The organism is Zhihengliuella halotolerans (assembly GCF_004217565.1).
Classification (GTDB): Bacteria; Actinomycetota; Actinomycetes; order Actinomycetales; family Micrococcaceae; genus Zhihengliuella; species Zhihengliuella halotolerans.
The window spans coordinates 2631940-2657257 of record NZ_SHLA01000001.1 but is presented as its reverse complement, the minus strand read 5'-3'; the positions used below and the strand labels follow the sequence as shown (position 1 = coordinate 2657257).

At 69.5% G+C, this 25318-nt stretch carries 27 protein-coding genes and 1 pseudogene; 15 read left to right on the top strand and 13 right to left on the bottom strand.

What is annotated here, in order from left to right; genetic code table 11:
• Nucleotides 1-111 precede the first annotated feature (111 nt).
• From EV380_RS12095 to EV380_RS16635, 3 genes are all read left to right on the top strand, one after another.
• Nucleotides 112-882, top strand: coding sequence for a SurA N-terminal domain-containing protein (locus EV380_RS12095; RefSeq protein WP_130451351.1), 771 nt, complete (start codon nt 112-114; stop codon nt 880-882).
• A gap of 47 nt (nt 883-929) precedes the next feature.
• Complete coding sequence (locus EV380_RS12090) at nt 930-1613, top strand: peptidyl-tRNA hydrolase (protein WP_130451350.1); 684 nt, start codon at nt 930-932, stop codon at nt 1611-1613.
• An 88-nt stretch (nt 1614-1701) separates the two neighbouring features.
• Entirely contained in the window at nt 1702-1857 is a 156-nt protein-coding gene (locus tag EV380_RS16635) for a hypothetical protein (RefSeq protein ID WP_165391951.1), read from the top strand.
• Between the two features lie 50 nt (nt 1858-1907).
• Here the strand turns inward: EV380_RS16635 and EV380_RS12085 are convergent, their stop codons facing one another.
• Nucleotides 1908-2828: a helix-turn-helix domain-containing protein gene (locus EV380_RS12085; protein WP_207219417.1), complete on the bottom strand. Its 921-nt coding sequence runs from the start codon at nt 2826-2828 to the stop codon at nt 1908-1910.
• 219 nt (nt 2829-3047) lie between these two features.
• On the opposite strand from EV380_RS12085, the gene EV380_RS12080 reads away from it, so the two are divergent.
• From EV380_RS12080 to EV380_RS12050, 7 genes are all read left to right on the top strand, one after another.
• The gene (locus EV380_RS12080; protein WP_130451349.1) at nt 3048-3815 is read left to right on the top strand and encodes an SDR family NAD(P)-dependent oxidoreductase; all 768 of its coding nucleotides are present in this window, start codon (nt 3048-3050) and stop codon (nt 3813-3815) included.
• Nucleotides 3816-3875: 60 nt separating this feature from the next.
• The gene (locus EV380_RS12075) at nt 3876-5339 is read left to right on the top strand and encodes an extracellular solute-binding protein (protein ID WP_130451348.1); all 1464 of its coding nucleotides are present in this window, start codon (nt 3876-3878) and stop codon (nt 5337-5339) included.
• Nucleotides 5336-6265, top strand: coding sequence for a carbohydrate ABC transporter permease (locus EV380_RS12070; RefSeq protein WP_207219416.1), 930 nt, complete (start codon nt 5336-5338; stop codon nt 6263-6265). The genes EV380_RS12075 and EV380_RS12070 overlap by 4 nt, the downstream gene beginning before the upstream one ends.
• Entirely contained in the window at nt 6265-7161 is an 897-nt protein-coding gene (locus EV380_RS12065) for a carbohydrate ABC transporter permease (RefSeq protein WP_130451346.1), read from the top strand. The genes EV380_RS12070 and EV380_RS12065 overlap by 1 nt, the downstream gene beginning before the upstream one ends.
• 52 nt (nt 7162-7213) lie before the next feature.
• Nucleotides 7214-8224 (top strand): NAD(P)-dependent alcohol dehydrogenase, encoded by a 1011-nt coding sequence (locus EV380_RS12060; RefSeq protein WP_130451345.1) that lies wholly within the window; start codon nt 7214-7216, stop codon nt 8222-8224.
• Nucleotides 8225-8294: 70 nt separating this feature from the next.
• Nucleotides 8295-8642, top strand: coding sequence for a bifunctional 3-phenylpropionate/cinnamic acid dioxygenase ferredoxin subunit (locus tag EV380_RS12055; RefSeq protein WP_102158793.1), 348 nt, complete (start codon nt 8295-8297; stop codon nt 8640-8642).
• A gap of 1 nt (nt 8643) precedes the next feature.
• Nucleotides 8644-9882: an NAD(P)/FAD-dependent oxidoreductase gene (locus EV380_RS12050; RefSeq protein ID WP_130451344.1), complete on the top strand. Its 1239-nt coding sequence runs from the start codon at nt 8644-8646 to the stop codon at nt 9880-9882.
• 42 nt (nt 9883-9924) lie between these two features.
• On the opposite strand, the gene EV380_RS12045 is transcribed toward EV380_RS12050, so the two are convergent.
• Nucleotides 9925-10464 (bottom strand): TetR/AcrR family transcriptional regulator, encoded by a 540-nt coding sequence (locus EV380_RS12045; protein ID WP_165391950.1) that lies wholly within the window; start codon nt 10462-10464, stop codon nt 9925-9927.
• 61 nt (nt 10465-10525) lie between these two features.
• On the opposite strand from EV380_RS12045, the gene EV380_RS12040 reads away from it, so the two are divergent.
• Entirely contained in the window at nt 10526-11287 is a 762-nt protein-coding gene (locus EV380_RS12040; protein WP_165391949.1) for a DUF3995 domain-containing protein, read from the top strand.
• An 18-nt stretch (nt 11288-11305) separates the two neighbouring features.
• Here EV380_RS12040 and EV380_RS12035 read toward each other — a convergent pair whose 3' ends face one another.
• The 9 genes from EV380_RS12035 to EV380_RS11995 form a co-directional block, all read right to left on the bottom strand.
• On the bottom strand, nt 11306-11620 hold the full coding sequence (locus EV380_RS12035; RefSeq protein WP_130451341.1) for an Rdx family protein: 315 nt from the start codon (nt 11618-11620) through the stop codon (nt 11306-11308).
• Between the two features lie 54 nt (nt 11621-11674).
• Nucleotides 11675-12463, bottom strand: coding sequence for a hypothetical protein (locus tag EV380_RS12030; protein WP_130451340.1), 789 nt, complete (start codon nt 12461-12463; stop codon nt 11675-11677).
• Between the two features lie 179 nt (nt 12464-12642).
• Nucleotides 12643-13383 carry an alpha/beta hydrolase gene (locus EV380_RS12025; protein ID WP_242607605.1) on the bottom strand — a complete coding sequence of 247 codons (741 nt, stop codon included), beginning with the start codon at nt 13381-13383 and terminating at the stop codon, nt 12643-12645.
• Complete coding sequence (locus EV380_RS12020) at nt 13380-13823, bottom strand: PaaI family thioesterase (RefSeq protein ID WP_102158787.1); 444 nt, start codon at nt 13821-13823, stop codon at nt 13380-13382. Before EV380_RS12020 ends, EV380_RS12025 begins: the two co-directional genes overlap by 4 nt.
• A gap of 69 nt (nt 13824-13892) precedes the next feature.
• Nucleotides 13893-14246, bottom strand: coding sequence for a DUF202 domain-containing protein (locus EV380_RS12015; protein ID WP_102158786.1), 354 nt, complete (start codon nt 14244-14246; stop codon nt 13893-13895).
• A gap of 2 nt (nt 14247-14248) precedes the next feature.
• Nucleotides 14249-14629 (bottom strand): YidH family protein, encoded by a 381-nt coding sequence (locus tag EV380_RS12010; RefSeq protein WP_102158785.1) that lies wholly within the window; start codon nt 14627-14629, stop codon nt 14249-14251.
• An 85-nt stretch (nt 14630-14714) separates the two neighbouring features.
• Nucleotides 14715-16694 (bottom strand): bifunctional metallophosphatase/5'-nucleotidase, encoded by a 1980-nt coding sequence (locus tag EV380_RS12005; protein ID WP_130451339.1) that lies wholly within the window; start codon nt 16692-16694, stop codon nt 14715-14717.
• Between the two features lie 234 nt (nt 16695-16928).
• Complete coding sequence (locus tag EV380_RS12000) at nt 16929-17807, bottom strand: hypothetical protein (protein ID WP_130451338.1); 879 nt, start codon at nt 17805-17807, stop codon at nt 16929-16931.
• A 46-nt stretch (nt 17808-17853) separates the two neighbouring features.
• Nucleotides 17854-18546 carry a GntR family transcriptional regulator gene (locus EV380_RS11995; RefSeq protein WP_130451337.1) on the bottom strand — a complete coding sequence of 231 codons (693 nt, stop codon included), beginning with the start codon at nt 18544-18546 and terminating at the stop codon, nt 17854-17856.
• A gap of 119 nt (nt 18547-18665) precedes the next feature.
• Between EV380_RS11995 and EV380_RS11990 the strand changes: the two are divergent.
• The 4 genes and pseudogenes from EV380_RS11990 to nagA form a co-directional block, all read left to right on the top strand.
• Nucleotides 18666-20138: pseudogene (locus EV380_RS11990) on the top strand (sugar porter family MFS transporter); the annotation flags it as partial.
• A complete protein-coding gene (locus tag EV380_RS11985) occupies nt 20135-21100 on the top strand; it encodes an N-acetylglucosamine kinase (RefSeq protein ID WP_130451335.1) in 966 nt (321 codons plus the stop codon). The pseudogene EV380_RS11990 and the gene EV380_RS11985, both read left to right, overlap by 4 nt.
• Nucleotides 21101-21116: 16 nt before the next feature.
• Nucleotides 21117-21917, top strand: coding sequence for a glucosamine-6-phosphate deaminase (gene nagB / locus EV380_RS11980; RefSeq protein ID WP_130451334.1), 801 nt, complete (start codon nt 21117-21119; stop codon nt 21915-21917).
• Nucleotides 21914-23095 carry an N-acetylglucosamine-6-phosphate deacetylase gene (gene nagA, locus EV380_RS11975; RefSeq protein ID WP_130451333.1) on the top strand — a complete coding sequence of 394 codons (1182 nt, stop codon included), beginning with the start codon at nt 21914-21916 and terminating at the stop codon, nt 23093-23095. Before nagB ends, nagA begins: the two co-directional genes overlap by 4 nt.
• A 360-nt stretch (nt 23096-23455) precedes the next feature.
• On the opposite strand, the gene EV380_RS11970 is transcribed toward nagA, so the two are convergent.
• Together EV380_RS11970 and EV380_RS11965 are read right to left on the bottom strand one after the other, a co-directional pair.
• Nucleotides 23456-24364: a carbohydrate ABC transporter permease gene (locus EV380_RS11970; protein ID WP_207219414.1), complete on the bottom strand. Its 909-nt coding sequence runs from the start codon at nt 24362-24364 to the stop codon at nt 23456-23458.
• Between the two features lies 1 nt (nt 24365).
• Nucleotides 24366-25292, bottom strand: a complete 927-nt coding sequence (locus EV380_RS11965; RefSeq protein ID WP_130451332.1) for a carbohydrate ABC transporter permease — start codon at nt 25290-25292, stop codon at nt 24366-24368.
• Nucleotides 25293-25318: the final 26 nt, after the last annotated feature.

Genomic DNA, 25318 nt, shown 5'->3' with positions numbered 1-25318 from the left:
TATCCGCTTGGCCGAGAGTGAACACGGGGTCGATATTCACGCTCCGTACAGTTCCCGCTCAGGGGCCATGGCTAGGCTCGATCAGATTCGTACTCTCCAGGAGGTAGGCACATGAACAAGAAGAAGACGATGGCAGTTCTGGCGCTCGTCGGTTCCCTGTCCATGGTCGCCGCGTGCGGCGCGGACGGCGAAGGGGATGCCGGGCAGTCTCAGAGCCAGGACGCAGGCCAGAGCCAAGATGCACCCCAGGGTCAGGAGGCGCCGACTCCAGACCTTGAAGGAGTCCCCGACGTCGTGGCCACGGTCAACGGCGAGGAGATCAACAAGGACGAGTTCACACAGGCGTACGAGAGCCGGTTCCAGCAGGCGGCAATGCAGGCGCAGATGTCCGGCCAGCAGCCGGACGAGGACGCGTTGAAGAAGGAGACCGCTGAGTCGCTGGTCGGCACCGAACTGCTGCTGCAGCGGGCGGAGAAGTCGGATATCAAGGCCACCGACAAGGAGGTCGACGAAGCGCTGGCGCGGGTCGCGGAGTCGAACCAGATGAGCGAAGACGAATTCATGACCGCCATGAAGGAACAGGGCATGGACGCGGACGAGGTCAACAATCAGCTCAAGCAGCAGGTGGAGCTGGACGCGGTGATCAAGGAGGAGATCGGCACGTTCTCCGCGAGCGAGAAGGAGCTCAAGGCCGCGTACGACGAGGCGAAGGCCATGCAGGACCAGATGTCTTCCGAGTCCGGCGAAGCCGCCGAAATGCCGAAATTCGAAGACGCGAAGGATCAGCTGGAACAGCAAGTCACGCAGCAGAAGGAAGCGGACGCCACCCGGAAGCTGGTCGAGGACCTGCGCGCCGACGCCGACGTCAAGATCCACCTCTGATCAGAGGCTGAACGCGGGGGCGCCGCATCCGCCGATAGGGTGGAGCCGTGAGTGAAACGACGCGGGAGAGCACGGCCGAACTGATGCAGCAGATCGTGCTGCTCGTCGACAAGGAGGACCCGGCGCCCGAAGGAGACGGGCTGGCCGCGGTGGCGCTCGCGAGCGTGAACGCGTTCCTCGCGGACCCGCTGCACCCCTCCTGGCGGGCGTGGTCCGGCGGCCCCGTGGGCAAGTCGGTCCGTCGCGCGGATGCCAAGACGTTCGACAAGATCGTCGAGGCGTTCGCCGACGAGTTCGGCGGCGTCGAGGGCGACGCCGGGAGGGGCCTCGCGATCGGCTTCCGACCGCACCCCAAGGACGAAATCCCCAAGAAGATCGCCAAGCTTCAGGTCTCCGGGACGACACTTCCGCGCGAGGAGGCCCCCGTCCACGGGGCGGGGACCGCGGAGCCGGCTGACGCCGTCGTCCTGGTCCTCAACGACAGCCTGGGCATGTCCACCGGCAAGGCCGCCGCGCAGTCGGCGCACGCGCTCTTCGCGTGGCTGCTCCAGGCGATCCGGCGGGATCCGGGTCGCGTGGACGCGTGGCTCGCCGCCGAACAGCCAGTGACCGTGCGGTTCGCGGACGCGGCCGAGTTCGCCCGGCTCGCCCGCAGCGCGTCCGGCCCGCGCATCCAGGACGCCGGCCGGACGGAGATCGCACCCGGGTCGGCGACCGCTTTCGTCCTCTGACCCGGGCCCGGCCGGCGGCCCCGCCCTTGCCGCGGCCGCGCGCCGGTGGGATGGTGGGAGTGCCGGTCTGAGGCGAAGGAGCGGGACCATGGGCAAGGACTCGTACGAGGACGAACGTTACAAGAAGTACTACAACAATCCGCCGCATGGCGAGGTTCCGCAGGACCCCAAGCGCCGCGACGCGCTGGTCAAGGGGACGGAGCTCGACGAGGACGTCGAGCCCGAACGCGACCCCGAGAAGTGACGATCAGCCGAACCACGGTGCCTTGGCGGCGCCGTGGGTGGCCCGGTGTCTCAGTCCGCTGCTCCGCGGCTGCGGTACGCCGTCGGCGTCCTGCCCGTTTCCTTGCGGAACTGGCGGTTGAAGTTGGAGAGGTTGCGGTAGCCCACCTCGAACGCGATCTCCGAGACGGGGCGTCGGCTCTGCAGGAGCAGTTTGCTCGCGTGCGCGATGCGCAGCCGGCGGACCAGGGTCGCGAAGTTCTGGCCGCTCGCGCGGGCGAAGTAGCGTGAGAACGCGGACTCGGACATGCCGGCCATGCGGGCCGCGTCGGAGAGGCGGACGTCGCCGGCCAGGTTCTCTGAGACGTAGTTCATCGCCCGGCCGATGATCTCCTGCGCGTGCGGGTCGTCGAGGGGTGGGACCCAGCCGTCCGTGAGCAGCCGATGCTCGCCCTCGGGGGCATGGGCAAGGATTCGGAACAGCTCCAGCATCCGCACCAGCCGTTCGACGCCGGTCGCCTCACCGATCGCTACGAGCGTCTCGCCGCCCCGGGCCGCCGCCCCGCCGGTGAATTCGATGCCGAATCGGGCCCTGCGCCAGAGGTCGCGCAGCTCTCCCAATTCGGGCAGGAGAATCTCGCACTCGTCGAGCCACTCGTGGCGGAACTGCAGGACGACGTCCGATCCTTGGATGATCTCGCCGGGCTCGACTTGTGTCAGCCACTCGTGCGGAACGTTGGGCCCGACGAGGACCAACTGCCCGTCCCAGAAGTGTCCGACGTCCCCGCCGACGATGTACTGGCCGTGCCGCCGCGCGAGGTGGACCTCGTACTCCGGATGGTAGTTCCAACGGGCGAACGGCCCGGGGTAGTCGTGCTGGTGCCAGCGTGCCGAGTGACGGGGATCGTGGGGGACGACCTCGCGGATCGCCGGGCGCGTCTCGGCGGAGTCGCGTCTCGCCGCGACCGCGCCTCTCGAATCGTCGATCCGCACGGTGCTCCGTCCTCCTCATCCGCATGTCGTCCGAGACCGAGTGTACTGGCGAATTGCACGATCAACGCAAAAAAGTACCAGTCTGTGACCTCAGGCACGCTAGTCGGCGACGAGTGCACTCCGTAGCGTGGAAGCTCTGGATGGGCCCCTGCGCCGGGCGGCGCAGGAGATCGACTAGCCCACCACGCAATGTCGAGTGACCGAAGGTAGCTGACTGGTATGAATCTGCAGGACATGTTTGGTTTGGGCGGACGCGTCGCCGTTGTCACGGGCGGCACCCGCGGTATTGGCGAGGGCATCGCCGAAGGCCTGGCCGCCGCGGGGGCCGACGTCGCCGTCGCGGCCCGGAACCTCGAGGACGCCCCGTCCGTTGTCGCAGCCCTCGAGGCGTACGGCGTCACAGCGCGGGCCTACCGGGCCGACGTGACCAGGCGCGACGACGTCGAACAACTGCTCGCTCGCGTGCTCGAGGACTTCGGCCGCGTCGACATCCTCGTGAACAACGCGGGCGCCTGCATCCACAAACCGGCCCTCGAGGTGACAGACGAGGAGTTCTCGAGCGTCTTCGACGTGAACGTGGACGCGTTGTGGAAGTGCTCCCAGGTCTTCGGCCGGCACTTCGTCGAGTCGGGCGGCGGCAACATCGTCAACATCGGTTCCATCTCCGCGCAGATCGTCAACCGGCCGCAATGGCAGCCGGCGTACAACGCCTCCAAGGCTGCGGTGCACCAGCTAACGAAGTCGCTCGCCGCTGAATGGGCGCCGCACGGCGTGCGGGTCAACGCGTTGGCCCCCGGCTACATCAAGACGGCCATGGCACCTGTCGATGACCCGAAGTTCAAGCCGCGTTGGATCGACGACGCAGCGATGCAGCGCGCCGGTACCCCGGAGGAGATCGCCCCGTCGGTGGTCTACCTGGCCTCCGATGCGTCGTCGTTCACTACGGGCACGGTCCTGGTGGCTGACGGCGGCTACACCCTTTACTGACCCTTGTCAGCACTCGCAGATCCACTCGCGCCCGCACGGGCAACATCCGAGGAGACCATCATGAGAACACGCGCACCAGCGTTGACGCGGAGACAGATGCTCCGCGCCGGCGGACTCTCGCTCGCAGCCCTGGGCGGGCTGACCGCCTGCGGCACGACGACCGCCACGACCCCCGTACCGACGCTCGCCCCGGGAACGGACCCCTGGCGGCGTTTCGCCGGGACCACGATCAACTTCATCTCGGAGAACACCGCACCGACCGCGGCAATCGCCGCGAACCTCCAGCCATTCACGGACCTTACCGGGATTAGGGTCAACATCGTGAGCCTCGAACTGCAGGCTCTCGTGCAGCGGGTCGCCCTCGACCTGGCCGGCGGCCAGGCGCAATACGACGTCATCTACGCTGACCCGTATCAGGTCCTGGCCCCCTACGCTGCCGGGTTCGCCGACCTGCGCGAATTCGCCGAAGATCCCTCGTACCCCGGCGTGGAGGGCGGCTTCGAGGACTTCATTCCGACGCAGCTCGAGGCGTGCGGGACGTTCGGTGACTCGGACGCGATCTACGCACTGCCGTACGACTGCCCCACGATGATCTGGCAGTACCGGATCGACATCTTCGAGAAGTACCACGAGAGGATGTCCGCCGATCTCGGATTCGATCCGACTCCGTCGGGCGAGCGGACGTGGGAAGAGTACTACCTGATCGCCGAATGGATCAACCAGAACGTGGACGAGATCCCCTACGGCACTGGCCACCAGGCCAAGCAGCACGACTCGCTCATGTGCGACTTCTCCAACGTCCTGTGGTCCTACGGCGGGGACTACTTCGCCAACGGCCGCGAGGTCGGGCTGCGCGGCACGGAGGATCCGGGCCCCTGCCTGCTCGACTCGGAGGAGGCGGTCGCGGCGGCCGAGTTCTACGACCGGCTCATCTCCATAGCTCACCCGGGATCGCTCGGCTGGGACTGGGACGGCGTCGGCGCCGCGCTGCGCGCCGGACAGATCGCCATGGCGCCGAACTGGCACGAGTTCGCGGCCCCCAACGAATCCGAGCTGCCCGGCAAGGTCGGCTACGCGCCGATGCCGCGGGGCCCGAAAGGCACCAGCAACCACTTCGGCGGAACGGGGATCGGCATCAGCGCCACCGCCTCCGGCGTCCGCCGCGGCGCCGCCTGGTTGTTCGTCAACTGGGCGACGGCGCCGCAGACGCAGCTGGACAATCTCAAGTCCACCGCGGGTGGCGGCACGCCGACCCGCACCTCCGTCTACGAGCTGCCCGAGGTCAACGCGGCGGCCGAGCGCCCGACCGAGCTACCGAACATGCTCACGGCGGAGACCATGAGCGTGGCCTGGGAGGACGAGAAGATCGGGCTCCGGCCCAAGATCCCCATGTGGAACGAGTGCGACACGGCCCTGTTCACCGAAGTCTCCCGCATGCTCGCCGGACAGAAGGATCCGCGGCAGGCCATGAGCGACGCCAAGAACCGAATCGACGGAATCGTTGCTAGGGGGTGGGCGGCATGAGTGTCTCCCGTACCGAAGTCCAAGCGTCCGTCCAACCGGACAGGGCGACGCGGCCGGCCGGGTCGCGAAAGATCACGTTCACCGGCTGGCTCATGGCCCCGGGCATCACCCTGCTCGGTGTCCTCTCCATCATTCCGCTGGTCATGCTCATCCTGATGAGCTTCTCCAAGGTTCGGCTGCTCGGGGGCCTCCGGCTCGAATTCGCCGGGCTCGACAATTGGGCCCGAGCCTTCGGCGATGTCGAACTCTGGAAGAGCTGGGCCACCACGCTCGCGTTCTTCGTCTCCACGTTGGGCATCGAGCTCGTCCTCGGCGTCGCCATCGCGGTCGCGTTGAACCGGCTGGTCCGCGGGCGCGGGCTCGTGCTGCCGCTGATCCTGCTGCCCATGTTCGTGGCCCCCTCGATCGTCGGTCTGCTCGGCCGCTACCTGCTCGACCCCACGTTCGGCCTGTATGCGAACCTGCTGCAGTCGATCGGCATCACCCAGGACGTGCTCGGCCACCCGGTCTCGGCGTTCGCCGCCGTCGTCCTGATGGACGTCTGGGAATGGACTCCGCTCATCGCCCTCATCACGCTCGCCGGGCTCTCCGGCGTGAACCCGTCCGTTCTGGAGGCCGCCTCCCTCGACGGCGCAAGCGAGTGGAAGAAGTTCTGGCACATGGTCCTGCCGTCGATCCGGCCGATCCTGCTCGTTGCCATCCTGATCCGCTCCATGGACGCGGTGCGCTACTTCGACATCATCTACGTCACGACCAACGGTGGGCCGGCGGATGCCACCAAGATCATCCCCGTCCGGCTGTACGAAGCCGCGTTCCGGTTCTTCGACCTCGGCTACGCGGCCGTCATCGGCATCATGATGCTGGTGCTGACCATCCTCATCGCCCGATTCTTCGTTCGCCTCATGGGCGAGAAGGAGGAGAACTGATGTCCGCTGCACCCGCCGTTGACGCCGCTCGGAATTTCGGCCCGGCGCTCTCCCTGCGCCCCAAGGCCAAGAACCTCACCCTCGGCACCCTGCTCACCTGGGTCTTCGTAGCAGCCGCCTTGCTCTGGACGGTCGTGCCGCTGCTCTGGATGCTCCTCGGTTCCTTCAAGGGCTCGGGCGACGTCACCTCCGCCGACCCGATGTGGTTCTTCACCCCGACCGGGCAGAACTACGTCAACCTGTTCACCGGGGCCAACAACCTCAGCCCGTACCTGATCAACTCGATCATCGCCGCCGTCGGCTCCGCCGTCATCGCGACCGTGCTCGGCACCCTCGGCGGCTACGGGCTTGCCCGCACCGCGTTCAAGGGCAAGAAGAGCCTGTCCTTCTGGTTCATCTCCACGCGCATGGCTCCCATCGCCGCCGTCGTGCTGCCGCTGTTCCTGGTTTTCCGGTTCGCGGGGCTGCTCGACACGCTGCCCGGGCTGATCCTGGCGTACCTGAGCTTCAACCTGCCGTTCGCGATCTGGATCATGAGCGCGTTCTTCGAGGCCATTCCGCCCTCCCTGGAGGAGTCCGCGAAGGTCTCCGGCTGCAGCCCGTGGCAGACGTTCTGGTACGTCTCCCTGCCGCTGACCAAGGCGGGCATGGTGACGACGGCGGTCCTCTGCCTCGTCTTCGCCTGGAACGACTACGCGTTTGCGACGGTCATCTCCGGCCCGAATTCCCAGACACTGCCCATCGCCGCGACGCAACTGGTCACCCAGACCGGCGTCGACTGGGGGCAGCTCACGGCCATCGGCACCATCGTGGTGGTGCCCATGATCCTGGTCGGGCTTGCGGTGCGGAAGTGGCTCGTCACCGGCCTGACCCTCGGCGCTGTGACGGGCGAATAGACACTCGCGTGGGGGAGCCGATGCGTCGGCCCCGGATTGAAAGGAAAGAGCAATGACTGAGAAGAACCCGAGCGCGGTCCTCTACGCGACGCACGACCTGCGGATCGAGGACCGGCCCGTGCCGGAGCCCGCGGCCGGCCAGGTGCTCGTCGAGGTGCAGGCCGTCGGCATCTGCGGATCCGACGTGCACTACTACGAACACGGCCGCATCGGCGACTTCGTCGTCGAGCAGCCGATGATCATCGGGCACGAGGCGGCGGGCCGGATCTGCGCCGTGGGCGCCGGTGTGCCCGAGTCGCGGCTGGGCGAGCTCGTCGCCATGGAACCCGGCGTGCCGTGCCGCGACTGCACGGAATGTCTGGCCGGACGCTACAACCTGTGCCCCGACGTCGTCTTCTTCGCGACCCCGCCGGTCGACGGCGCGATCAGCCGCTTCGTCGTGATCGACGCCTCCTTCGCCCACCGGGCACCGGACGGCGTGGACGCGGAGCGGGCGTCGATGGCCGAGCCCGTCTCGGTCGGCGTGTGGTCCTGCCGGAAGGCCGGCGTCGGCCTGGGGGATCGCGTCCTGATCACCGGCGCCGGGCCGATCGGTCTGCTCGCGGCGCAGGTCGCCCGCGCCTTCGGGGCCAGCCGGATCGTCGTCACAGACCTGAGCGACTTCCGGCTCGACGCCGCCGCCGCCCTGGGATTCGAGACCCGGCGCGCGGACTCGGGTGAGACGAGCGAATACGACGTCCTGCTCGAGTGCTCGGGTGCCGCGCCCGCCGTGACGTCGGGCATGCGGCAGATGGCGCCGGCCGGCAGGGTCGTGCTCGTCGGCATGGGGGCCGACACGGTCCCGATCGAGGTGCCGCTCATCCAGGGTCGCGAGCTCACCGTGACCGGCATCTTCCGGTACGCGAACTGCTACCCGGCCGCGCTCGAGCTCATCGCCTCCGGGGCGGTCGACGTCGACTCCGTCATCACCCACCGGTTCCCGCTCGCGGAGACCGAGGCCGCGATGACCGTCAACGGCCGCGAACCGAACGCGTTGAAGGCCATGGTGCTTCCCCAGCAGTGAACTGTGGTGCCGCGGCCCCTCATCAGTAGGTAGGGTGCTGGTGAGAGGCCGCGACTACGTACGGAGAATCATGAGCCAACCCATCAACATCGGCAGCGTCGACGACATCCCGGCCGGCGAGGCGCGCGTCCTCGACGGCGGCGACAACAGCACCGGCGTGGACATCTCGATCTTCCACGCCGAAGACGGGAACTTCTACGCCCTCGACGACGAATGCACGCACGAGGAGGCGTCCCTCGCGGACGGCTTCATCGAAGACGCGCAGGTTGAGTGCCCGCTGCACGCGGCGGCCTTCTGCCTGAAGACCGGCAAGGCGCTCTGCCTGCCCGCGACCGAGAACGCCCGCACCCACCGAGTCGAAGTCCGCGACGGCGAGCTGATCCTCTACCCGGGCGAACCCGCTCCGACGCAGGACTGACGTGGACTCGGTCATCGTCATCGGCGGCGGGCTGGGTGGTTTCACCGTCGTCCAGCAGCTGCGCGGCCGCGGCTTCGCCGGCGCCATCGCCGTTGTCGACCCCGAGGGGCTGCCGTACGACCGCCCGCCGCTGAGCAAGGAGTTCCTGGCCGGCGGCATCGACGCCGAGCAGCTGCACTTCGTCGAGCCCCACTGGTTCGCCGAGCGTCACGTCGACGTCTACGCGGCGGCGGCCACCGCCGTCGACCTGCCGGATCCCGCGGACGACGACGGCCGGGCCGCCGTGACGCTGTCCGACGGCGGCCGGCTGTTCGCGGATCGCGTGGTCTTCGCGACCGGCGGCCGGGCCCGCACGCTTCCGATTCCCGGTGGGGACCTCGACTCCCTGTTCGTGCTGCGCACGCGCGCCGACGCGGAGGCGCTGCGGTCCGGCCTGCGGCCCGGGACCCGCTTGGCGCTGATCGGCGCCGGGCTCATCGGAGCCGAGGCCGCTTCGGCGGCCCGCGGGTTCGGTGCCGAGGTCACGCTGATCGAGCCCGTCGATCCGCCGCTCGTCCCCGCCATCGGCCGCGAGCTCGCCGAGCGCCTGCACGCGATGCACACCGAGGCGGGGATCCGCGTCGTCACCGCCGCGCCGGTGGCGATCCGCGCCTCCGCCGGTGAGCACAGCATCGAGTTCGCCGACGGCACCGTGGTGAGCGCCGACGTCGTGCTGGTCGGGATCGGCATCGAGCCGGAAACGGCGCTCGCCGAAGCGGCGGGACTCGACGTCGACGGCGGCGTCCTCACCGACGCCGGGCAGCGCACGAGCCACCCGCGCGTCTGGGCCGTGGGTGACTGCGCGCGTCCGCGGTACGACGACGGGACTTTGGGCCGCCGGGCCGAGCACTGGGAGAACGCGATGCACGCCGGGACTGCGGCGGCGGCCGCCATGCTGGGCCAGGAGCCGCCCGCGCCGACGGCGCCGTGGTTCTGGTCCGACCGGTACGGCGTGCACGTCGAGGGCGTCGGCGACATGAGCGCGGGCGAGACCACTGTCACCCGTGCCGACGCATCGGGACGCGTGCAGGCAGCGTTCCGGCTCGCCCCGGCCGGAGACGGACAGCGGGTCGTCGGCGCCGCGGCGATCGACGGCGGGGTGGCGGTCCGCGTGGCCCGGCGCCTCATCGACCGGGGGATTGCGGCGGATCCCGCCCGGCTTGCCGACTCGTCCGTGCCCTACAAGCAGCTCCTCAAGTAGCGCCCCCGCGACGACGGCCGGCGCGGTGCCCCACGAGGCACATCAGTGGTGCCCGAGCGCCCACGATGTGAGGTCCTCCACCGCTGGCCCGTCGAGGCCCGCGGCCCCCGCGGCACGCAGCGCGTAGTCGCCGAGGAGCGTTCGATAGACGACGGCGGCGCGTCGCTCGGGGTCCGGGGCGCCGGCCGCGCGGAGCAGGCTGACGACGTAGTCCGTGCGCACGCCGTCGACCTCGCGCGCCGCCTCGTGCGCACGCCGTTCCCGGGCTGCCCAGGCGCGCACGCCGACGTCGAACCCGCAGTCCCGGTGGGCGAACGCCCGCAGCAGCAGGGCGCGCAGCCTGGCCTTCGGCTCGGTTTCGACCTGCTCGAGCTGCGCGACGACGTCGGAGACACCCGCGCGGCGCCACCACTCGAGCACGGCGTCGAGCAGTGCGTCGCGGTTGGTGAAGTGCCAGTAGAAGCTGCCTTTGGAGACCCCGAGCGCGGCGGCGAGTGGTTCGACGCGCACGGCGTCGACCCCGTTGGCAGCCAAGTGCGCGGCGGCAGCGCGGATCCAGTCGTCGGCGGTGAGGGAAGCCATGCCCTTGACCATACGCCACCGTATGTTTATTGTGAACATACGCCACCGTATGGAGGGTCCGATGAATACCGCCGCTGCCGTACTGCTCATCCTGGTCGGGGTACTGCACTCAATCCTCGGCGAAAGGGTCGTGCTGCGTCCTCTCTTCGCCGGGTCGTGGGAGCTTGCGCTCAGCCGGGGCGCGGCCGAGCGCCTGTTGCGCGGGGCGTGGCACCTGACGTCGCTAGCGTGGTGGGGTCTCTCCGCGACGCTGCTGGGAGCCCCAGCCGGCGTCGCGTTCGGGCTCGTCTGCCTGCTTTCCGCCGCAACGATCCACGTCTGCCTGCCCGGTCACCTGGCCTGGCCGCTGTTCACGGCGGCAGGGGTGCTCTCGCTCGGGACCGCCGAGGCGCTGCCGACCTCGCTGTTGATCGCCGTCGTCGCGGCGGCCGCAGCGGCGGCGACCGTCGCCGCGGGGTTCCACATCGCCTGGGCGGCCGGAGTGCGGCGCGGGCTCCGGGATGCGCTGCCGCAGGCATCCGGGAGCCGAGAGCCGCTGGGCCGGCCGGGGCGCGGGGCCACGCTCGCCGTTGCGGGTGCGCTGGGCGCGTACGTGGTCGTGGTGGCGGCGCTCGTCCTCGGGGCGGAGGGGGCGCTCTGGCGTTGGTGTGCGATCGCGGCGCTGGTGGTCCTTGCCGTGCGCGTCGTCGGCGAGGGCCGCTACGTGGGCATCACGAAGCGGGTGCGGAACACCGGGTTCGCCCGCGCGGACGACCGCTACTGGACGCCCGTCGTCGGTCTCCTGGGGCTCGGCTCCGCGGCCGCCCTGGCTCTCGCAGGATAGGGCGGCCGCGGGCGGGACTCAGTTCAGGTCGTCGAAGTCCTCGGGGTCCCCGAGCACGGCGCGGTCGATGTGGCCGAGGTGCTTGCGGGGTGCGACGACGTCGCGCACCCGTCGCTTGAGCTCGGAGATGTCAGGGAAGCCGCCGTCGCGCTTGCGGTTCCAGACCGGCACGTTGTCGACGTCGACGCGGAAGACGCCACCCGTGGCCGGGGCCAGAGCGACCTCGCCGAGTTCCTCGGAGAATGTCTGGAGCAGCTCGCCCTGATACCACTGGGCGCGCAGCAGCCAGTTGCATTGGGTGCAGTAGGTGATGACGATGCGCGAATTGGCCATGTCACGAGCTTTCCACACCTGCCGACGAGGGCGGGGCGATGACGACGGAATGCGTCAGACGCAGCTGGTCAGCTGGGGCGCCTGGACGAGCATGTCGGCGTTCTGCCGGGCGCCGCCGCTGACGTAGGACAGGGTGAAGGTGTAGGCGAAGAAGACGAGGCCGCTCGACGATGGTGTGAACGAGACGGCCGGCGTCTGCGATGCGCCCAGCACCGGGTAATCCTCGACTGCTGCCGGGACCACCGAGATGGACTTGTCGCCCACGTACCCCTGGACGACTCCGGGCAGGGAGACTCCGGCGCCCGTGATGGAGACATCCAGGTGCTGGGTGCCGAGGTAGCCGGCCGCGGTGTAGATCGGGAGCACGAAGTCGTAGGTGGTTCCGGCCGTGACGTCGACCGCGAACTGCAGCGCTACGGTGACCGGCTCCTGCGAGGCGCCGTCGGTATTGTTGTGGTCATCGAGGGAGAGGAAACCAGGTTCGGCGACCTCGCCGCCGCCCTGCCACCAACTGGCCGGCGCCGGGGCGACGGCGTAATCCGTCTGCGTGTATCCCGTGCTCGAGTCGCCGGCGGGCTCCTTGGCGGGGGTCCAGCCCGTGCCGAAGTTGCCGTCGGTCTCCGGCGAGGATCCGATGGACCCGTTGCTGCTGAGAGTGCCACCGATGACCTCGAAACCGCCGACCGGGATCACGGCGCACGACGTGCTGGTGCCGGATGCGGCCGCCATGGGCGCGGCGACGGCTGCGGCGATGACGGGCACTGACCAAGCTGCTGCGGTGACCACCGAGCGGCGGTCCAGTCCCTGGTCGGAAGCGGCGTAAGTAGGAGTGCTGAGATTCATGTGAGTGTCCTCCCCAAAGGCACGTCGAGATGCCCTCGTGGACTCGAATGGTCTGCAGGGCGAACAGCACGCCAGCCTACGTCAGCGTGAAAGACGGACGTTCTTCGAGGAAGCGAGAGATTGCAAAATCTTGAGGTTTGCCCGCCGGTCCGGGACCAAGGCGCGGACCAGTCGGGGTCTCAGGGGGAGACGAAGTCGCTGATCAGCTCCGTGATTTCCGTGGTCATCGCCGCATCGTTGATGTCCGGCACGCCGTCGCCCTTCTGAGGCCCGTAGTCCCCGAACGACGAGTGGGCAGCCCCCGGGATCTCGACCAGCACTGCGTCGGCCGGCAGTTGTCCGCGCGCCTCGGCGATCTTCTCCGGCGTCGAGAGCCCATCGGCGGATCCGGCGATGCTGAGCACGGGAAGGTCCCGGGTGCTCAGATCGGCCGCGCAGTAGGACGCGAAGAGGACCAGGCCGTCGGCGTTCTCGGCCAGCTGGCAGGCGCGGACACCGCCCAGGGAGTGCCCGCCTACGAGCCAGGAGTCGACGCCGTCGATCCCGGCGGTGAATGCGTCCAGGGGTCGCGGGTCGAAAAACGCCAGGTTCAGCCACGGCTTCGTGATCACGACCGTCATCCCCTCCTCAGCCACGAGCTCCTGGAGTTTCGCGGCGTACGCCCACGCCTCGACCTTCGCGCCCGGGGTGAAGACCAGACCCGCACCGCTACCGGCGTCTACCGGCGCGAGGGTCAGCGAGCCGGAGTCCTCGGAGACGGCGATTTCGGCGTTCGCCCGCACGGCGGCTGCCGCGCCCTCCTCCGCGGCGTAGACGCCGGTCTGGCTCCAGATGACGAGGCCGGCGACGGCGACGACGAGCAGCCCGCCGAGCACGCCGGCGGTCCAGCGCAGTATCCGCCGCGCGGGCCGAGCCGTCACGGGCGGTCGGACCGGTCGAGGGGGACCACCGCGAGGGTGCAGCGCGAGACGCAGACGAGCTTGCCGTCGTCGTTCACGATCTTGACCTCCCACACCTGGGAGCGGCGGCCGATCGCCAGCGGTGCCGCCGTGCCGTGCACGGTCTGCCCGGGAAGGCCTGGGCGCACGTGGTTGGCGTTGATCTCCTGGCCGAAGACCTGGAAGCGTTCGGGGTCGACCGTCAGATGCCCGCCGACCGAGGCGAGCGTCTCCGCGAGGACCACGGACGCGCCGCCGTGCAGGACGCCTGCCGGCTGGACCGTGCGCGGATCGACGGGCATGGAAGCGGTGATCGTCTCCTCGCCGAGGTGTGTGAATTCGATGCCGATGTGCTCGCTCAGCGTCCCGGCGCTGAGCGCGGCGATATCGGCGACGGCCGGCGATCCGAACCAGATGCCCATGCGTACTCCTTTGTCAGTGCGTGTCCTCTCGGAGACTACCGCACGGTAACACTGACGTGCCCGAGCTGGTCAGGGCGTCGTCGTGAGCACGGCGAGGATCCCGAGCACCCCGAGCACGGCGACGGCCGCCGTCGTGCCGATGATCGCGACGACGTCCGCCTGCAGCGCCTCCTCGCGGATCCCGCCCGCCTGCCGCCGGTAGCGCACGCGCTGGGTCACGTAGATCGAGAGTGCGACGACGGCGGCCGCCACCGCGAGCCCGACCATCCAGCCACCGTAGTGCGGGAGCCAGCGCAGGAAGACGGCGCCCACGACCGTGATGGAGAGCATCGTGCGCCCCCACGAGAGGATGGTGCGCTCGGGCTGCAGGCCCGGGTCGCCGTGGTACGTCGGAGTGGGCGGGGGAGCGGGCGCGTCCGGCACGGCTACTCCAGGGCCAGGACGACGAGGATGGTCGCCGCCGCGAGCGCGGATCCGAGGCCGAGCAGCGGCACGATGAGCGGCAGCGGCAGCGGCTTGCGCTGGCGCATCCGGTGCTCGACGCGCAGCCAGCGCACGCCCGCCCCGAGCGCGATGAGCAGGCCGACGCCGATGATGAAGGCCGCCAGACCGCGGCGGAAGTCCTCGTTGAACAGGTCGAGGGCGAAGGCCTCGAGCGCGATGCCGCCGGCGAGGAACGCGAGCGACGTGCGGATCCACGCCAGGAAGGTGCGCTCGTTGGCGAGGGTGAACCGGGGGTCCGGTTCGGTGCCGCCGGGCAGCAGGCGTTCGGCGAGCCAGCCGCGTGAGGATTCGTCGTTGTTCATCGCGTTCTACAGTACCGGGAACACGACGACGGCGGGCGGGGGACCACGGTGGTGGCCTCCCGCCCGCCGTCTGCGGTGCGTCGTGTTAGTGCTTCGCCGCCGGGTTGCGGCGCAGCATCATCAGCACGATGCCGAGCACCAGAAGCAGCGATCCTGCACCGACCAGCCACGCGGTGGTGGCGCCGGTCTTGGCGAGCTCGCCGTCGTCCGCGGGCTGGCTGCTCGGGGCGTCAGTGGTCGGCTCAACGGTGGGGTCGGCCGAGGTGCTCGGGCTCTCGCTCACCGTCGGTTCGGACGATTCGCTCGGCTCCTCGCTCGGAGTCGGCTCTTCGCTCGGAGCCGGTTCCTCAGTCGGTTCCGGCGTCTGGGTCGGCTCCTCGGCTACCGCCGCGCGGCCGAGCGGGGCCGGGTCGACGACGTCGTGGGCGCCGAAGAAGGCGACGGTCGCGTCGATGTCGACCTGGCCCGAATCGGCGCGGTTCGCGCCGTCCGCGAAGGTCGTGAAGTTGTCGCCGCCCGAGGCGAGGAACGAGTTCGTCACGATCCGGTAGGTCGCGTCCATGTCCAGCGGCTCGCCGCCGAACTCGATGGCGGTCACGTGCGCGCCGTGCTCGGCGTCGTCGTCGTACCAGTACTGCAGGCCCTCGGAGATGCCCAGGTGCAGCTTGGGCCGGTCGTTGCCCGGCTGCCACTGCTCCTCGAGCACGTCCTTGATCTGGGCGCCGGTCAGGTCCATCGTGATCAGCGTGTTCGCGAACGGCTGGACGTCGGCGGCCTCCTTGAAGGTCACCACGCCGTCCTCGCCGTAAAGCAGGTCGGCGCGCAGGCCGCCCGGGTTCATGAACGCCATGACGGCGGGCTCGCCCGCGTAGGAGTCGTTGGACGTCGCCCACAGGTGGACGTCGGCGACCAGGTTGCCGAGCGTGGACTCGACGCCGCGGTCGTCGCCGGGCACGGCCCCGCCGCGCAGGATGTCGTCCGAGATCATGCCGAGCTCGCGCCCGCCGACGATCTCCGCCTGCTCGACCGCCTCGTCGACGATCGCCTGGATCTCAGGGTCGGCCTCGTAGCCGCGCTCGGCCAGGTTGACGAGTGCGGCTGCGGAATCCACGACGTCGCCCGTCGCGGGGTCGACCGACAGGCTCACGTGGCTGAACGTGCTGCCGTAGTCGTTGCCCTGGAGCACGGCGCGTTCCGAGCCGTCCGGCCCGGCGATCTGGCACGCGTAGCCCATGTGGGTGTGGCCGGAGAAGAACGCGTCGACGTCGGCCGAGGCGTTGCGGATCAGGTCGCCGTAGCCGCCCTCGACCGATGCGACCGCGGCGCAGTCCTCCGCCTCGGAGCCGTCGTGGGTCAGGACCACGATCACGTCGGCCTCCCCGTTAGAGTCGTCGCCGTCCGAGAGCTGGGCGGAGACGCGGTTGACCGCCTCGACCTGGCTGCCGAACTCGATGTCCGCGATGCCGTCGGGGGAGACCAGCGTGCCGGTCTGCTCGGTGACCGTGCCGATGAAGCCGACGTTCACGCCGTCGAACTCGCGGATCGCGTACTCCTGCAGGGCGGGTTCGGTGGTGCCCTTGGCGTAGACGTTGGCGCCGAGCGTCAGGTCGCCGCCGGGCAGGCCGGTCGAGGCGGCCCAGCGGTCGACGACGCGGCCGGTCAGATCGTCGAAGCCGCGGTCGAACTCGTGGTTGCCGACGGCCGAGACGGAGAGGCCCGCGGCGCCGAGCGCGTCGATCGTCGGGTTGTCGTCCTGGGACATCGACTCGAACGTCGACGCGCCGATGTTGTCGCCGGCGGAGACGAAGAGGGTGTTCGGGTTCTCGGCCTCGAAGGCCTTCACGGCGGTGCCAATCGCGGCCGCGCCGACGCTGCCGTTGAACAGGTCCTCTGAGATGCGGCCGTGGAAGTCGTTGATGGAGATCAGGTCGATCTCGACCGGTACGACGGCGGCGCTCGCCGTCGGTGCCAGCAGTGCGGTGCCGAGCGCGGCGACTGCCGCAGCCCCGGCCGTACGAGTGAGTCCGGAGCGCGTCGAGGCGCGACCGGCTGTGCGTTTGGGCATGAAGTCCCCCGGTGGAGTGGATGAAAGTCAGGACACCATCAAAGCGAACGGACATTGCGAGCGGATGAACGAAACGTGACCGTGCGCACAGGGTGCCAGAAACGATGCTAGCGGAGCCCGCAGGAATTGTGAACGATGACTTTCAGGAACCGCCCCGGCGCCGTCCGCGCTCCGGCTCTGCCCGAATCGCGGAACTCTGCTCTTACAAGGCAGAGTTCCGCGATGCGGACAGAGTCAGGCCGGCGGGGATGCCGGCGGGAACGCTGGCGGAGAGTCTGGCGCCGCCGGCGGCCCGGCCAGCGCCTCGTCGGTGCCCAGTTTCGGCCGCTCCGCAGGCGTCGCGGCATAGTGCTCGATCGCGGCCAGCAGCAGGTTCGGGTCGCTGGTGAGGTACTGGACGAGAATCGTCATGCGCTCCTCGTTCGCGCCTCCGTCCGGTCGGTGGCGCACCGCGATCCGGCTCGGGCCGCGCTCGCCGAGCGGCCGGCGTTGGCCCAGCGGCCCGTGCTTGGCGGGGTCCTCGGCGCGCACGCCGGTGATGTCCTTCCAGAACAGTTCGGTGCTCGGCTGCTGACCCACGAGTACGATCCGGCTGCGCGTCAGGTAGACCCCGGGTCGCTGCTCGGTCGAGAGCTTGAGCATCCGGATCCCCTCGATCATGACCGTCAGTCCCACGCCCAGCAGCATGACGGAGGCGAGGATCGGGAGCAGGTGCATGGCGCCGTCGTACTCGGTGATCGTGTCCGCTCCCAGCGCGAAGGCGCTGATCAGCGTGACGACGGCGACGCCCACGGTGAGGCCGCCCGTGTAGGCGGAGGCGCGGGTCGTGGCGAAGCGGGTGGCCGCGCGGCGGCCCGTGGACGTGACGACGGCGGCGGTCTCCGGGGGTACGTCGCCGCCGCCGCGGCGGTACTCGCGCACGATCGACCAGCTGACGCCTAGGCCGAGCGCGAGCAGTGGGGTGGACATGAGCCATTCCTGTGCCGAGAGGCCCCAGATGCCCGCACCGAGCAGCACGGCGACCAGGACGAAGGCCGGCAGCAGGTGGTGGGCGAGTTTCCAGCCGCGGTGCCGCGGCGCCCACAGGCGGGCGGCAGGATCGAGACCGGTCATGACCACAAGGTACGCAGAATTGCTGGGCGTAGGCCGTGAATGGCGCTCACTTGCTGATGCGCGCGATGAACCGGAAGCGGTCCCCGCGGAACAGACCGCGCGTCCACTCGGCGGCCCGGCCGTGCTCGTCCCAGGCGGTGCGGTGGACCAGCAGCAGCGGGTGGCCCGTATCGACACCCAGCACCTCCGCGTCGCCGGCGGCGGCCAGGGCCGTCTCGATATGGTCCTCAGCGGCGGAGATGTCGATCCCGAACGCCTCCCGCAGCGTCGCGTAGAGCGATCCGCGCTCGGCCAACTCCGCTTCGAGCCCCGACAGCTCGCCGGGCAGGTGGGCTGTCTCGATGGCGAGCGGCTCGGTCTCCTGCCGACGCAGGCGGCGCAGTCGGGTGACGGTCGAGCCGGCCGGCACGTCCAGGTGGACGGCCATCTCTTCGGTGGCCGGGACGCGCTCCAGGTCCAGGACGACGCTGTCGGTCTTGTAGCCGGTCATGTCCTGGCTGAAGGACGTCATCTGGCGCACGTGGATCTTCTTCGGGTCCGCCACGAACGTGCCGCGCCCCTGCGTGCGCTCGAGCCGTCCTTCGACGACAAGTTCGGCGATGGCCTTGCGGACGGTGGTCCGGGAGGTCTCGAACCGCTCCGCGAGTTCGCGCTCGGTGGGGATCATCGTGCCCGGCGACGACGTCCCGATGATCTCCAGGATCCGCAGTTTCTGCTCGTAGTACTTGGGCAGGCTCATGCTCTTCGCGTCCCCTTCCTCGGTGTAATCCTTGACACATCATATTGGTCTATGCCAATTTTAACACCAGCGATATTGGTCTAGTTTTCTAGACCAATGAACCGGATGCCGCGAAGTCGACGGCGTTTGACTCACTTATCAGGAAGGATGCCAGCGTGGGCATTGTCAAAGAGATTCGCCAGTCCTCGAGACTGAGCCTCATGGTCGCGGTCGCCGCGGCCACTCTCGGGATCATCTACGGCTACGACTCGTCGAACATCGCCGGGGCGCTGTTGTTCGTCACGGACGAGTTCTCGCTCAGCGTCGCCCAGCAGCAGACCGTGACCACCGCTGTCGTCATCGGGGAGATCTTCGGCGCGCTCTTCGCCGGCGCGCTCTCCAACCGGATCGGCCGCAAGTCGACGATGGTCCTCGTCGCCGTCACGTACGCGCTCTTCTCGCTGCTCTCGGGCCTCGCCTGGGACGTCCCGGTGCTCATCGGCGCCCGCTTCCTGCTGGGCCTGACGATCGGCGTCTCCGTCGTCGTGGTCCCGGTCTTCGTCGCCGAGTCCGCCCCGGCCAAGGTCCGCGGCGCGTTCCTGGTCCTCTACCAGGTGGCGACCGTCGTCGGCATCATCCTCGGCTACCTCGTCGCCTGGGCCCTCGCCGCGGGCGAGAACTGGCGTTGGATGCTCGCCGCCGCGTTCATCCCCGGCGTGATCATCGCGCTGCTCATCGCGAAGCTGCCCGACACCGCCCGCTGGTACGCGATGCGCGGCCGGTACGACGACGCCCGCCGCACCCTCGAGCGCGTCGAGCCGGACGCGGCCCTCGTCGACCGGGAGCTCGCCGAGATGCGTGAGGCCAACGACTCGCCCCGGCAGAACACCTGGCGCGCCCTGATCCGCCATCCGTACCTGCGCGCCACGGTCTTCGTGGTCGGCCTCGGCTTCTTCGTCCAGATCACGGGCATCAACGCGATCGTCTACTACAGCCCGCGCATCTTCGAGGCCATGGGCTTCGAGGGCAACGCCGCACTGCTTGGGTTGCCCGCGCTCGTCCAGGTCGCCGGTCTGCTCGCCGTGTTCCTCTCCTTCAGCCTTATCGATCGCATGGGTCGCCGCCCGATCCTGCTCATCGGCATCGGCATCATGGTCATCGCCAACGCTCTGCTCGTGGCCACGTTCATGCTCGGAGACAACTTCGGCGGGTTCCTCACGGTCCTCGGCTTCGTCGGCCTGATCCTCTTCACGGTCGGCTTCACGTTCGGATTCGGCTCGCTCGTGTGGGTCTACGCGGGGGAGTCCCTGCCCTCGCACCTGCGCTCCCTCGGCGCGAGCGCCATGCTCACGGCCAACCTCATGGCCAACGCGGCCGTCGCCGCGATCTTCCTGACGATGCTCACGCGGCTCGGCGGCGGTGGAACCTTCGTGGTCTTCGGCCTGCTGGCCGTCGGCGCCTTCGTCTTCGTGCATCGTCTCGCCCCCGAGACGAAGAACCGCCCGCTTGAGGACATCGCCGGCTACTGGGAGAACGGCGGCAACTGGCCTGCGGAGGCAGACGACGACGCCAGCGCCGCCGGCCGCGCCGCCCACCCGAACGGCGCAGCATGACCGCCGCCGGAACGCGGGCCCCGGGCGCCGTCGTCGGACTCGACGTCGGCGGGTCGAAAACTCATGCCGTGCTAACGATCGACGGCGTGCAGACCGCCGAGGTTCTCGCCGGCAGCGCGAACCCGTCCTCGGTCGGCGTCGAGGAGGCCGGACGCCAGCTGGCCTCGGTGTTCGCCCGCCTCGCGGACGGCAACCCCCTCCCGGCGCGGGTCTGCGCCGGCGTGGCCGGGGCTGACACCGACGAATCACGCGCCGTGTTCGCCGGGCTGCTCGCGAAGCACGTGGCGGGCGCCGAGATCGCCGTCGTACACGACACGGCCCTGCTGCTTGCCGCGGCCGGGCTCGACGAGGGCATCGCGCTCATCGCCGCGACCGGTTCGGTCGCGTGGGGCCGAGTGGCCGGCGGCGGCGGTGAGGCGGCGTGCGAGGCCCGCGTCGGCGGGTGGGGCTACCTGCTCGGCGACGAGGGCAGCGGGTACTGGGTCGCCCGCGCCGCCGTGCGTCACGCGCTCGAACTCATCGATCTCGGTGACGGGCCGGACCGGCTGTCCCAGCAGCTCGCGGCCGACTGCGGACTGCAGGGGGCCGGGGAACTGCTCGGGCACTTCTACGCGACACCGGAGCGCCGCTACTGGGCGAGCCGCTCCCGCGTGGTCTTCGAGCGGGCCGCCGCCGGCGACCCGGCCGCCAGCGTCATCGTCGCTGGCGCGGCGGACGCGCTGGTCTACCTCGTCGCACGCGTTGCCGGACGCCTCGCGGCTGTCCCTTCGGCTGCCGGGACGCGGCCCCTGCCAGTCGTCATGGCCGGCGGGATGGCTGTGAATCAGCCGTTGCTGCAGCGGCACGTGCGCGACCGGCTCGCCGGGCACGGCCTGCACGACGTCCGCGTGCTCGACGCCGACCCCGTCCAGGGTGCGGTCGCCCTCGCCGCCGGAACCCACCTTCCTTCCCCCATCTCGTAACACCAAGGAGAAAAACGTGCAGGTTGTCATCGCAGACTCGGCCGCTGAGGTGGGGCGGATCGCCGCCGCCAAGGTCGCCTCGGTCATCCGACACCGGCCCGAGGCAGTGCTGGGCCTGGCCACGGGATCGTCCCCACTGGCCATTTACGCGGACCTCGCCGACCGCGTGCACTCGGGTCGCCTGCGGGTCGACGCCGTGCGGGCTTTCGCCCTCGACGAGTACGTCGGCCTGCCGCTCGAGCACCCGGAGAGCTATCACTCCGTCATCAGAACGGTCGTGACGGAGCCCGTCGGGCTGACCCCGGAACTCGTGAACGTCCCGGACGGCTCCGCGGCGGACCTCGATGCCGCCGCGGATGCCTACGAGCGTGCGATCCGCGACGCCGGGGGAGTGGACGTGCAGATTCTAGGCATCGGCGCCAACGGGCACATCGGCTTTAACGAGCCGACGTCGTCGTTCGCCTCGCGGACCCGGATCAAGACCCTCGCCCCGCAGACCAGGGCGGACAACGCCCGCTTCTTCGCCTCACCCGACGAAGTCCCGACGCACTGCGTGACTCAGGGCCTCGGCACGATCCTCGACGCCCGCCAGCTGGTTCTCGTGGCGACCGGGGCGTCGAAGGCCGACGCGGTGCACGCGATGGTCGAGGGCCCGCTGAGCAGCATGTGCCCCGGCTCGGCGCTGCAGCTTCACCCGCACGCGATGGTCGTCGTCGACGAGGCCGCCGCGGCGCGCCTGGAGCTGGCAGACTACTACCGGTACACGCACGCGAACCGGCCGGCGTGGCAGCGGTTCGAGGACGAGGAGCTCTCATGAGCGCGACGGTGGTGCGGGCGGCCGCGCGCGTCGTGACCGCCCGCCGCGTCTACGAACCCGGCTGGGTCGAGACTTCGGGCGAGACGGTGATCGCGGTCGGCGCCGGACGCCACGAGCGCGTCGACGTCGACTACGGGCACGCGACGATCGTCCCGGGATTCGTGGACATCCACGTGCACGGCGGCGGCGGGGGTTCCTACACCGACGCCAACACGGCGTCGATCCTGCAGGCCCGCGAGACGCACCTGCGGCAAGGGACCACGACGACGATGGCGAGCCTCGTGACGCTCTCACCCGAACGCCTGCTCGCGTCCGTGCGGCTGCTCGCGGACATGGTCGAGTCCGGCGTCGTCCGGGGCATCCACCTCGAGGGCCCGTGGTTGAGCAAGGACCGCTGCGGGGCGCACGACACCGCCTGGCTGCGCAGCCCCGCGCCCGGCGAGGTCGAAGCGGTGCTCGCCGCCGGCCGCGGTCACATTCGGATGGTGACGATCGCCCCCGAGCTGCCCGGCGCGCTGGACGCCATCGGCGCGATCACGGCCGCCGGGGCCGTCGCGGCGGTGGGTCACACCGACGCCGACATCGAGACCACGCGCGCGGCGATCCGGGCCGGCGCGCGGGTCGGGACGCATCTGTTCAACGCGATGCCCCCGCTGCACCACCGGGAGCCCGGGGCCGTCGCGGCCCTGCTCGAGGACCCGCGCGTGACCGTCGAGCTCATCGCCGACGGCGTGCACGTGCACCCGAGCCTGCTCGACCACGTCCGGTCGGCGGTCGGAGACGAGCGGGTCGCGTACGTGACCGACGCGATGTCCGCCGCGGTACTCGGCGACGGCGACTTCGAGCTCGGGACGGTCCGGGTCGAGGTCCGCGACTCCGTGGCCCGGGTCGCCGGCGGCGGCTCGATCGCCGGGAGTACAGCGACCATGGACGCACTCTTCCGCCGCGCGCTGCGCGGGGCCGCGCCGGCCGGCGGGGCCGACGACGAGCACGTCGTCGACCACGGGGCCTGGATGTCGGCCGTGCAGCAGACGTCGACGACGCCGGCGGCCGCCGTCGGCTGGGACGACGTCGGGGACCTGGCCGTCGGCCGGCGCTCGGACCTCGTCGTGCTGGACGAGGACCTACGCGTGGTCGAGGTCGTTTCCGCCGGCAGAGCGGCGGCCGGCGCGGTCTAGCCTGCGCTGTTCAGGCCGCGCACCACCTATCCGGCCCGTCTCCCCAGTGATCTCCGGGGAGGCGGGCCTTCGCGCGTCACCGGTGCCCCGCGGACAGCCATCGAGCGCGCCCGAAGCGATGACCGGCGAAAATCGGGGAATCCGGGGTCAGGAACCACCTGAAAATGGCGATCATCGGTGCGACCGTCGCCGGGAGGGAACCTGCCGGGACGGCCACCGTTCCGCGGGCCGCCCCGTGCCGTTCTTCGGCAGCGCTGCTTCTCGCCCGCAGCGCTGCTTCCCCGCCCGGACGCGCCAAAGCCCGGGACCCAACGGAATCGGCTGGGTCCCGGGCCGTCGTCGTACGGCGTCTCTCCGCGGCTACTTGACGGCGCCCGCCGTCAGCCCGCCGATGAGGCGCTTCTCGATGAGCGCGAACAGGATGACCACCGGGATGATGGAGACGATCGAGACACCGAAGACGTACTGCCACGAGGTGGCGTACTGGCCGATGAACTTAGTCAGCGCGACGGAGAGCGGCTGGTTCTCCGCTGTCGTCATGATCACCAGGGCCGCGGCGAACTCGTTCCAGGCGGAAACGAACGTGAAGATCACCGCGGTGACGATGCCGGGCCACACGAGTGGCAGATTGATGCGCAGGAGCACCGTGAGCTTGCCGGCACCGTCGATCTGCGCGGCCTCGTCGACCTCCTTGGGGATGTTCGCGAAGAAGCTGTGCATGATCCACAGCGCGAACGAGAGGTTGAAGGCCGCGTTGATGAGGATCATCGCCAGCCACGTGTCGTTGATCCCGAGGACGAGCATCTCGCGGAAGAGTCCCGCGGTCAGCACGGCCGGCTGCAGCATCTGGGTGACAATCACGAGGAACAGGAACGCCAGCTTGCCCGGGAACTTGAACCGGGCCGTGTAGTAGGCCGCCGGCGTCGCCACGAGCAGCACCAGCAGTGTCGAGCAGACCGCGATGATGACTGTCGTCGCCAGGTTGTACGGCAGCGGGGTCTCCGGGGTGTCCCACATGGTCGCGTAGTTGGACCAGTTCAGGGTGTCCACCGGGAAGTACATGGGTGGGACGGAGAGGATCTCGCTGCGGGTCTTCAAGGAACCGACGAGCATGACGGCGTACGGCACCAGGAAGACGGTCGCGACGAGCACGCCGATGACGACGCGTGTGCTCATCCGGCGGAGGCTGACCTGGTCTTCGCCGTAGCGCTTCTTGCGGATCTTCAACGGGGCCTGCTTCGCGGCGGACGGCGTCTGGACTGCACTCATGTCAGTCCTCCTTCATGGGCTTGACGAGCTTGACGTACACGGCCACGATCAGGATCACGATGCCGAAGTTGAGCACGCTCAGCGCGCTGGCTACGTCGATCTGGCGGTCGAACTGCAGCACCTTGAAGATGTAGGTCATGAGCGTGTCCGCCTCGTAGCCGGGAACGGAGCCGGTCATGATCTTCAGGATGGGCAGGTTGTTGAAGACGTTGATGATGTTGATCAGGATCGAGACGATGATCGCCCCGCGCAACTGCGGCAGGACCACCGAGAAGTAGATCCGCGCCGCACCGGCCCCGTCCATCCGGGCCGCCTCGATCGCGTCGGCGGGCACGGCCTGCAGGCCGGCCAGGATCGTGTAGGTAGTGAAGGGGATCGAGACGAAGACCGCGACGATGATCGCGACCGCGAACGCGGGGATCGCGCTCTTGGTGAACCCGAACGGCGAGGCGAGGATCCCGACGTCGACGAGGAATTTGTTGAAGATGCCGTAGGTGTTCTCGAGGCCGTAGTAGAAGACGGTCGTCGTCATCACGACGCTCGCAGCCCACGGCACGACGACGGCCATGCGCACCAGGGTGCGGCCCGGGAAGGGCTTGTTCAGGAATTGTCCGAGGGCCATCGACAGCAGGACGGTCAGCGTGACGACCACGAGGACCCAGACCGCCGTGTTGAGCAGGATCCGGGGCAGGTTCGGGTCCGAGAACACGAAGGCGAAGTTGTCGAGGCCGGCCGGACCCAGGTCGAGACCGCTCTGGCTGATGTTCCGCGTGGAGTTGTAGATCATGTACCCGGCGGGGAACACGACGATGGCGAAGATCAGGACGAGGACCGGCAGGATCCAGGGCAGGGCGGCCGGGAGGCCCTCCCGGTTCTGCAGCCGGCTCCCCTTGCGCACCGTGGTGGCGCGGGACTGGGTGATGCTCATGAGGTTGTTCTCATCTCTCGGTGGCG